The sequence below is a fragment of the Vibrio sp. 10N.222.46.A1 genome (assembly GCF_041473595.1).
Lineage (GTDB): Bacteria > Pseudomonadota > Gammaproteobacteria > Enterobacterales > Vibrionaceae > Vibrio > Vibrio tasmaniensis_A.
Map to the genome: position 1 here is coordinate 1 of NZ_JBFRSN010000213.1, position 7,207 is coordinate 7,207.

Genomic DNA, 7,207 nt, shown 5'->3' on the forward strand with positions numbered 1-7,207 from the left:
TGCAGGCCTACAAATCTCTAACCGCTTAACGTCGCAAAGTCGTGGCCTAGATATGGCTGTAAAAAACGCGAACGATGGTATCTCTATTGCACAGACAGCTGAAGGTGCAATGAATGAGTCAACCAATATCCTGCAACGAATGCGTGACCTTTCTCTTCAATCTTCAAATGGTTCAAACACGAAATCTGAACGTGTTGCAATTCAAGAAGAAGTCTCTGCTCTAAACACTGAGCTTAACCGTATCGCTGAAACGACCTCTTTTGGTGGTAATAAGCTTTTGAACGGAACTTTCGGTAGTCAATCTTTCCAAATTGGTGCAGATTCTGGTGAAGCAGTAATGCTGACAATGAATAATATGCGTACCGATACTGAAGCGATGGGCGGTAAGAGTTATAGCGTTGCTGAGGGGAAAGATACGTCTTGGCGCGTAGGTGAAGATTCTGTCCTAACGATGAAGTACCAAGATCAGTTTGGTGACGTTCAAGATCTGTCGATTACTGCGAAAAAAGGTAATGACATGGAAGAACTTGCCACTTACCTAAACGGTCAAAGCCCGGATGTTCAAGCTTCGGTAGGTGAAGGCGGTAAATTGCAACTCTTCGCTTCAAGCCAAAAAGTTGATGGTAATGTTGAGTTTGGCGGCTCTCTTGCTGAAGAGCTAGGTCTTGGCTCTGGTAAAGATGCAGAAGGTAAAGAGATTCCTGGCAGCAGCAAGGCTATTGTAACGGATGTTACTGTTAACGACATTGATGTAACTTCTGTTGCAGGTTCAAACAACGCTGTATCTATTATTGACGGTGCCTTAAAGGCAGTAGACAGTAATCGTGCCTCTCTTGGTGCATTCCAAAACCGTTTTGACCACGCAATCAGCAACTTAGAAAATATTAACGAAAACGTTAATGCGTCTAAGAGCCGAATCAAAGATACTGATTACGCAAAAGAAACAACGGCAATGACGAAGTCTCAAATCTTACAACAAGCGAGTACTTCTATTTTAGCTCAAGCAAAACAATCACCATCAGCAGCTTTAAGCTTATTGGGCTAAACTTACTTCAGTAAGTAACGGTAAACTCTACTGTAGGTAGAGTTTTACTGTTAGGCTCATAAAGTTGGGAGGGAGAGTGTTATGGAAATATTATCTAACGCATCGAACATCCAGCCTTATGGCTCACCTAATGGCATTAAATTTGCAAGCGATAAAGGTAGTAGTGCGTCGAGTACTTCACAACCGAAAGAAACAACATCTTATGACAAGGTAGAAAAATCGAAAGAGATGGCTACCGAAGCGGCGATTAAATTAGCTCAACATAGACAAGAGTTAAATGATGCGGAGCGAGTCAAAATGGTGGAGAAGGTAAACGAATTTATATCTTCTCTCAACAAGGGTGTTGCTTTTAAGGTTGATGAAGAGACTGGGAGAGATGTGGTTACCATTTATGAGACCACAACGGGCGATATTATTCGCCAAATTCCCGATGAAGAAATGCTCGAAATTCTAAGGCGCCTAGCAGCCCAAACCTCGAATAGTGGAATATTGGAGGCTAAGGTTTAAGTCGTATTATTGAGGTGGTTTAATGAGTTTTGGCCCAATGGGGATTTCGTCTGGCATGGATATCAATTCCATGGTCAGCAAAATTGTTGATTCGGAGCGTGTGCCTAAACAGCAACAAATCAACAATGAACGAACGCGAATCGACACCAGCATTAGTGCCTATGGAAGACTCAGAGAGTCCCTTGATTCGATGAAAAATCTGATGACAAGCTTTCGCCAGGACAAAGCTTTTGCTGTACGAACAGTAGAAAGCTCTGATGAAGGTCTTGTCTCTGCAACCGCGACTACCGAAGCGATCGCTGGCAAATATGCTATCGATGTGTTGCAGCTTGCCCAGAGCCATAAAGTGGCTTCTGATGTACTATCAGAGGACATGAAATTTGGCCCAGGTAAGCTGCAGGTTTCGCTTGGTAAAGAGAGCTTCGAGACACAAGTTAGTGCTAACTCAAAACTGCGTGATGTTGTTAGAGCAATTAACAGTGCCGGGGATAATCCGGGTGTTCGAGCTTCTATTATTAACGACAAAGAAGGACCACGGTTAGTCCTCGCTTCAAATATGTCTGGTGAAGACAATCAAATAAAACTCCACGTTGACTCTGAAGATAACAACCCTCTAAAAAAATTAGAATATAAAACCCTATCGGAAAGACTGAAAGCCTTAGAAGATGCTCGCTCAGTAGCGCAAGGCGTCTTGGCTGATGCCCCTCCCAAATTGGATGCCGACGGTAACCCTATTCCAGACGGCTTCGCTGTTCCTCTGCGAGACGCTAACGGAAACACTATATTTGATGTAAACGGTAATCCTATTTATGAAAGAAAATCGGAACCCGTCGTTGAACCCGAAGATCCTTTCGCTGAATTTGACCGTGACAATTTAACTTATGGTCAAGCTGCGGCAATGGCTGGTCAGAAGGCGCTAGATGCGGCAGCTTTAGCGGCTTCAGGGATGCCAGAAGATACAATCCCTGGGTGGAACAATACCGCTTCAGGTACATTACTCGATTCTTTTTTTAGGCCTGAACTTGAGCTTGACGAAAAAGCCATAGAGAAAGCAGCTGATATTCCAGGGTGGTCAAATACTGCCGCTGGTACGTTGACGGATTCTTATGTTACTCCCAAAGAGGCACAGCAGAAACTCGATGCCGAGAAAGCCAGAATAGAAAGTAAATTGGTTGATGAACGTTCTGAGTTAGCGAAGAGAGTTGAAAGAGGTGAACTAACCCCACTTCAGGCTCAGCAATTAGAGAGAGCGAAATTATCTCCAGCAGAACGAGCACACTTAGAGAAGGTTGATAAAGCTCAAGCTGACCTTGCGTTAGCTCAACAGTCTTTTGACCAATACAGCGGTATGACTGAAGTGCAAGCAGGACAAAATTCTATGGTTGTTCTAGACGGCATTGCTCAGCTCTCTAGCAATAACAATGTGATTGAAGATGCCGTTGAAGGTATTGATATTACGGTTAAAGGTAAAACCCCTAAAGATAAGCCGCCAGCAGAGATTGGTGTTGAGTACGACCGTAATCGTGTTCGTGAAGATATTGAAGCTTTTGTTAACTCTTATAATCAGTTTTACCAAGTATCTAAAGACTTAGCGGGTGTCGATCCACTGACTGGTCAAAAAGGCCCTCTCTCTGGCGACAGTACAGTACGCAGTGCAGATTCACGATTGAAAGGTGTGTTCTCATCAAGCATTGAAGACGCGCCAGACAATCTAAAGTCTTTGACTGAATTTGGCATCACCACCACAAGACAAGGCTCGCTAGAAATCAATTACGATATGCTTGACCGTCAACTCAACAATCACTTTGATAAGTTGGGTGAATTCTTTGGTGGTAACAATGGCTTCGCTAAAAAAGTCGAAGATGCGATTCAAGGGATCACGGGTGTTACCGGTTCTATCCGTACGAGAGAGAAGAGCTTGGTCGAACAAAACTATCGGTTGGTTGATGACCAAGTCGCGCTCGATCGCCGTATGGATAGCCTGCAGAATCGCACGCACTCTAAGTTCACTGCTATGCAGGATGCGACCAGCAAGATGCAATCTCAGTTAGGCAGCATGATGAGTGCAATGGGCTAATAGATGAGCAAACTGCTTCAAGAGCTTTGTGAGCTCGATCAATTAATTATGTCTAAGCTCGAATTTAGTGAAATTAATGCTGAAGAAATCGTGCATCTTGTCGATAACAGAGAACAGTTATTGCAAAACGTGCTTCAATTAATCGATTCATATCCCGACGTTAAGCAAAGCTCCGAGTGGTTTGAAGCCATTTCGAGAACAAGACAATTGGTCGAACTGATGCAGTCTGAGACTGGTCTAGTAGGTAAAAACTTACATAAATACCGACATGCTGCCAAATCAGTTCAACAATACAAAAAGTTTTTATAGAAGAGGTTTACTATGCGCGGTTCTTTACAGGCATATAAAAAGGTATCAGTGGATAGCCAGCTTACAGCTGCCTCACCGCATAAAATTGTTCAGATGCTAATGGCTGGTGCTATCGAGCGCTTAATTCAAGGTAAAGCAGCAATGCAAGCGGGCAACATTCCGGTGAAAGGTGAGCGACTGAGTAAGGCTCTAGATATCATTATTAGCCTGCGTAGTTGCCTATCAATGTCCGATGGTGGCGACATTGCGAAAAATCTAGATCAACTTTATGAGTTTATGATCACGCAAATTTCTGCTGCAAATCACAAAAATGATCCTCAGCCAATTGATGATGTTATTGATATTATCCGCGAAATTAAGAGCGCTTGGGACCAAATTCCGAATGAATATCACAATTTAACGTCTGCGGATGTTGGTATTTAAAGAAACATCCCAGTTTAAACCAATCGCATATCTCTGAATTGCTTGGTTGCCTTATTTTTATAATCAAATAAAATAGAAGCCATTAGATAGCCTAATGGCTTTTTTCGTTGCTGGTTTCCTAGATTTGTCCACGTAGATTATAATCATTGATATTTTCTCTGTTTTGTCTCTTACGTCGCTTACCAATTTCCGCATCGCACCAAAATAAAGGCAATAATTCCTACTTATGCAAGGTTTGGCAAAACTGCTTGTCGTCGATGATAACGCTCAAAATCGTCACAATTTAAGCACAATATTAGAGTTTGTAGGAGAGAGCTGCGAAGTAATCAGCTCTGAACAAGCATACAAAGTTGACTGGTCCCTACAGTGGGCCGGTTGCATCATTGGTTCAATTAAAGCCAAAGGCTTCGCATTACTGAATGAAAAGCTTGTTCATGTTAATCACATCCCTTTACTGGTGATTGGCAAAAACGATTACCCGGTTGACGAACTTACTAACTTTGTTGGTGAACTCGAACTTCCTCTTAACTACCCGCAATTAAGTGATGCACTAAGACACTGTAAAGACTTCTTAGGCCGTAAAGGCGTTCAAATTGTACCTTCAGCGCGTAAGAATACGCTTTTTCGTAGTCTAGTTGGGCAGAGTGTTGGTATCCAAGAAGTTCGTCACTTGATTGAACAAGTCTCTTCTACTGAAGCAAACGTATTGATTCTTGGTGAGTCAGGCACGGGCAAAGAAGTTGTAGCACGTAATGTTCACTATCATTCTAAACGTCGTTCAGGACCTTTCGTTCCCGTAAACTGTGGCGCTATACCGCCAGACTTGCTCGAAAGTGAACTGTTTGGTCATGAGAAGGGCGCGTTTACTGGTGCAATTACCGCACGTAAAGGCCGTTTTGAGTTGGCTGAAGGTGGTACACTGTTTCTTGATGAAATTGGTGATATGCCAATGGCGATGCAAGTTAAGTTGCTTCGTGTTTTACAAGAACGCAGTTTTGAACGTGTAGGTGGCAATAGTACCATTCAAGCTGATGTTCGAGTGATTGCGGCAACACACCGCAATCTTGAAAATATGATCGAAGATGATTTGTTCCGTGAAGACCTTTACTATCGCTTGAACGTTTTCCCAATTGAAATGCCATCGCTTCAGGAGCGAAAAGAAGATGTTCCCCTATTGCTTCAGGAGTTGATGACCAGAATGGAAGCTGAAGGTGGCATGCCAATCTGTTTTACTCCCCGTGCCATCAACTCTTTGATGGAGCATTGCTGGCCGGGCAACGTACGTGAGTTAGCTAATTTAGTTGAGCGAATGGTTATTTTATATCCAAATAGCTTGGTTGATGTGAATCATCTACCAACTAAATATAGATACAGTGATATCCCAGAGTTTCAGCCAGAGTTTAATAATTTTGCATCAGAGGAAGAGCAAGAGCGAGATGCTCTTTCTGACTTGTTCTCAGAAGACTTCAGTTTTGAGCAGCACGATGAGCTTGCTGACAATGCGAACGCACCTCAAGATTTACCCGCTGAAGGGGTTAACTTGAAAGAACTACTCGCTGATATGGAAGTGAATATGATCAATCAAGCGTTGGAGGCTCAGGGCGGTATTGTTGCTCGCGCTGCTGACATGCTTGGAATGCGCAGAACCACTCTGGTCGAAAAAATGCGTAAATATAACTTGCAGCGTTAGTGCCTATTTTCGATGAAAACGAAAACTAGTACACACTTTAGCATTTTAGCATTTTAGCATTTTAGCATTTTAGCTTTTTGGCAACTTTAGCTAAACGAACAGATAAACCATAGTCGAGTTGTTGCTTGCTTAACTATGTGATAAATATAGCAAATAGCCTGACTTGTGTTGTACATGTCAGGCTGTTTTAGTATTTGAGGCAAATTTTTGACATGCACCTATCTAACGAACCAGAAAATCAATCACATCTAGATTCTGTTGAGCAACAGGTTGAGCGCTATAAGCAAGTGCTCGATGTTATGCCTGCGGGGGTCATCTTGTTAGATACACATGGTGAAGTGAGAGAAGCGAATCCTGAAGCACACCGTATTCTCGGGGTTGAGTTGGTTGGCGAGAAATGGTTTTCGGTAATACAAAATGCCTTTGAACCAAGGGACGATGATGGGCATGAGATCTCATTGAAGAATGGGCGAAAAGTGCGCTTAGCGATTTCAGCCTCGACTACAGGTCAGCTTATTTTGATTACAGACCTGACAGAAACCCGCCTACTGCAGTCTCGTGTGAGCGATCTTCAGCGTTTATCTTCACTCGGAAGAATGGTCGCTTCGCTTGCCCATCAGGTTCGCACGCCGCTTTCTAGTGCGATGCTGTATGCATCAAACCTTGCCGCGCCAAATTTGCCGCCGGCAACAAAAACGCGTTTTCAATCTAAGCTGATGGATAGGTTGCATGATTTAGAGAAACAAGTGAATGACATGCTGTTGTTTGCCAAAGGTGGCGACAACAAGGTGGTTAAGCCATTCACCATCGCGGAACTCATCATTGAGTTTCATCCTATGGTGGAGGCTGCGTTAAAAAGCAACCAGATTGATTATTGTCAGGAAGTTGAAGATGAAAAGACTCAAATGTTTGGCAACGCCAATGCTATCGCTTCTGCTTTAAGTAACCTAGTTTTGAACGCGGTTCAAATTGCTGGCAAGAAATCGCAGATTGATGTGTTTTTTAGACCCGTAAACGGTGAACTTAAGATATCAGTGCAAGACAGTGGCCCCGGAGTGCCTAAAGAACTACAAGGTAAGATTATGGAACCTTTCTTTACCACTCGTTCTCAAGGCACAGGTCTAGGTTTAGCGGTTGTACAAATGGTATGCCGAGC

7 protein-coding genes are annotated in these 7,207 nt (G+C 43.1%); all 7 read left to right on the forward strand.

What is annotated here, in order from left to right:
- Nucleotides 1-1,045, forward strand: a 1,045-nt coding sequence (locus tag AB4496_RS07185; protein WP_372104820.1) for a flagellin, incomplete at its 5' end; no start/stop codon positions are given.
- A gap of 81 nt (nt 1,046-1,126) precedes the next feature.
- Nucleotides 1,127-1,552, forward strand: a complete 426-nt coding sequence (flaG, locus tag AB4496_RS07190; protein ID WP_009848561.1) for a flagellar protein FlaG — start codon at nt 1,127-1,129, stop codon at nt 1,550-1,552.
- Nucleotides 1,553-1,622: 70 nt separating this feature from the next.
- Nucleotides 1,623-3,629 carry a flagellar filament capping protein FliD gene (fliD, locus tag AB4496_RS07195; RefSeq protein WP_369809713.1) on the forward strand — a complete coding sequence of 669 codons (2,007 nt, stop codon included), beginning with the start codon at nt 1,623-1,625 and terminating at the stop codon, nt 3,627-3,629.
- A 3-nt stretch (nt 3,630-3,632) separates the two neighbouring features.
- Nucleotides 3,633-3,938, forward strand: coding sequence for a flagellar protein FliT (locus tag AB4496_RS07200; protein ID WP_009848559.1), 306 nt, complete (start codon nt 3,633-3,635; stop codon nt 3,936-3,938).
- Between the two features lie 12 nt (nt 3,939-3,950).
- Nucleotides 3,951-4,361 carry a flagellar export chaperone FliS gene (fliS, locus tag AB4496_RS07205; RefSeq protein ID WP_009848558.1) on the forward strand — a complete coding sequence of 137 codons (411 nt, stop codon included), beginning with the start codon at nt 3,951-3,953 and terminating at the stop codon, nt 4,359-4,361.
- Nucleotides 4,362-4,587: 226 nt separating this feature from the next.
- Nucleotides 4,588-6,051, forward strand: coding sequence for a sigma-54 dependent transcriptional regulator (locus AB4496_RS07210; RefSeq protein WP_009848557.1), 1,464 nt, complete (start codon nt 4,588-4,590; stop codon nt 6,049-6,051).
- A 212-nt stretch (nt 6,052-6,263) separates the two neighbouring features.
- A partial coding sequence (locus tag AB4496_RS07215; RefSeq protein WP_372130746.1) for a PAS domain-containing sensor histidine kinase occupies nt 6,264-7,207 on the forward strand: 944 nt, incomplete at its 3' end.

Coding starts and splice junctions, on each gene's coding strand:
- AB4496_RS07210 (WP_009848557.1), top strand. CDS start 4,588: ATGCAAGGTTTGGCAAAACTGCTTGTCGTCGATGATAACGCTCAAAAT.
- fliD (WP_369809713.1), top strand. CDS start 1,623: ATGGTCAGCAAAATTGTTGATTCGGAGCGTGTGCCTAAACAGCAACAA.
- flaG (WP_009848561.1), top strand. CDS start 1,127: ATGGAAATATTATCTAACGCATCGAACATCCAGCCTTATGGCTCACCT.
- AB4496_RS07200 (WP_009848559.1), top strand. CDS start 3,633: ATGAGCAAACTGCTTCAAGAGCTTTGTGAGCTCGATCAATTAATTATG.
- fliS (WP_009848558.1), top strand. CDS start 3,951: ATGCGCGGTTCTTTACAGGCATATAAAAAGGTATCAGTGGATAGCCAG.